The organism is Nocardia sp. NRRL S-836 (genome assembly GCF_001279525.1).
GTDB lineage: Bacteria > Actinomycetota > Actinomycetes > Mycobacteriales > Pseudonocardiaceae > Lentzea.
Window position 1 is genome coordinate 1 of the sequence record NZ_LGDY01000174.1, and the last position, 2,039, is coordinate 2,039.

The following is a 2,039-nucleotide window of genomic DNA, read 5'->3' on the forward strand; positions in this document are numbered from 1 at the left end:
CAGACCGGTGATGTCGCGAACTTCGAGATGACGAACAACCGCATCGGCGTCGTGCTCACCAGCGGTGAGGCCACAGTCAAGGAAGGCGACCTCTACGCGAGCTGGGTCGGCCAGCTGGGCGACGCCAGCGACATCGAGCTCTCCTCCGACCGCATCGGTGTGCTGCGCAACGACGGTTCCTTCGCGGTGAAGGAAGGCACGCTCTTCGCCACCTGGACCGAGCAGTCCGGCGGCGTCTCGGCCGCCGACCTCACCCACCGCTGAGTCCCGCGCCACACGACCGAGAAAGAACCGCTGAGATGAAGAAGCAGATCGCGGGCGCGGCACTGATCGGCGCCACCCTCGCCACCACCCTCCTGTCCACCCCGGCCGCGCAGGCCGCCGAAACCGGGCCCCGCATCGGTGTTCTCTCCGGTGACACCCTGTCGGTGAAGGAAGGAAACCTGTTCACCAGCTGGACGACGCAGGCGCACGGTGTGGTGAAGTTCGAGATCGACGGCAACAGAATCGGCGTGCTGACCACGGGCGGTGACGTCATGGTCAAGGAGGGCGACCTCTACACGAGCTGGACCACGCAGACCGGTGGTGTCAAGGACTTCCACCTGGCCGGTGGCCGGATCGGTGTGCTGCGCAACGACGGGTCACTGGCGGTGAAGGACGGCAACCTGTGGGCGTCGTGGACCGAGCAGACGGGCAACGTCAAGGACTTCGACCTCACCCCCAACCGCATCGGCGTCGTCTTCACCAACGGCGAGGTGACCGTCAAGGAGGGCGACCTCTACGCGGGCTGGGTCAACCAGATGAACGGTGCCAAGGACATCGAGCTCGCCGCGGGCCGCATCGGAGTGCTCCGCGACGACAACTCGCTCGTCGTGAAGGACGGCGACCTGTGGTCGAGCTGGACCGAGCAGACGGGCAACGTCAAGGACTTCGACCTCACCCCCAACCGCATCGGTGTCGTCCTCGCGAGCGGTGAGGCCACGGTCAAGGAGGGCGACCTCTACGCGGGCTGGGTCGGCCAGCTGGCCGGTGCGAAGTCGGTCGAGCTGTCCGGAAACCGGCTGGGAGTGGTGCGGGACAACGGTTCCTTCGTCGTGAAGGAGGGCGACCTGTACGCGTCCTGGACCGAGCAGGCGACCGGCGTGTCGGCCGCCGGCCTCACCACCCCCGTCGTCGTCACCACCGACGTCGTCACCCTGCAGGACCTGCGCAACATCTACGGCGCGATCGGCGACGCGGACACCGTCCAGCAGGGACTCGAAAGCCTGAACGCCGAGATGGTGCGCGGCGGCATCACCACTGCGGCGCGCAAGGCCGCGTTCCTCGCGACCCTGCGCAACGAGAGCGGGTTCCGCTACAACGCGCTGGAAGGCACCGGCGCCACCTACCAGGGCCGCGGCTTCATCCAGCTGACCAGTGACACCAACTACCGGGGCGCGGGCAGCAACCTCGGCGTCGACCTGCTCGGCAACCCGGAGCTGGCACGCAGCCTGCAGTACAGCGCCCCGATCGCCCGCTGGTACTGGACCGTTGCCCGTTCGGACTCCAACAATGCCGCTGACCACTACGACATGGGCCTGATCTCCCGTTACGTCGGCTACCGGGCCAGCTCGGCGGAGGACGCGGAGCGGTGCGCCGACTTCAAGTCCGCACTCCGTTACTTCAACGGCGGATCGCTTCCCGCCCCCGACTCTCAGATCACCTGCTACCGCCACTGATCCGCGCGAAAAGGGCGCTTTCCCGGACTCGGGAAAGCGCCCTTTTCGCGGTTTCTAGCGGCGGTGCGTCAGATCGCCCTGGGACACCGGCGAGGACTGCTCGGTCCAGCCCGCCCAGAGGTTTCCCTCCTTGACCTGGAACGCGCCGTCGGACTGCCGGACACCGACGCGGTCGCCGGAGAGCTCGATCTCGGTGGCCTGCCCCGTCTGGTCGACCCAGCCCGCGTAGAGGTCGCCTTCCTTGACTGTGGCCTCACCGCTGGTGAGCACGACGCCGATGCGGTTGTTCGTCATCTCGAAGTTCGCGACATCACCGGTCTG

3 protein-coding genes are annotated in these 2,039 nt (G+C 67.2%); 2 read left to right on the top strand and 1 reads right to left on the bottom strand.

Translation table 11 applies throughout. From position 1 onward, the window contains the following. Both ADL03_RS49190 and ADL03_RS49195 read left to right on the top strand, forming a co-directional pair. On the top strand, positions 1-264 hold a 264-nt coding region (locus tag ADL03_RS49190), incomplete at its 5' end, for a hypothetical protein (RefSeq protein ID WP_197289173.1). A 35-nt stretch (positions 265-299) separates the two neighbouring features. Continuing rightward, on the top strand, positions 300-1,718 hold the full coding sequence (locus ADL03_RS49195) for a glycoside hydrolase family 19 protein (RefSeq protein ID WP_053739561.1): 1,419 nt from the start codon (positions 300-302) through the stop codon (positions 1,716-1,718). A 54-nt stretch (positions 1,719-1,772) separates the two neighbouring features. Here ADL03_RS49195 and ADL03_RS49200 read toward each other — a convergent pair. Beyond that, on the bottom strand, positions 1,773-2,039 hold a 267-nt coding region (locus ADL03_RS49200), incomplete at its 5' end, for a hypothetical protein (protein WP_197289174.1).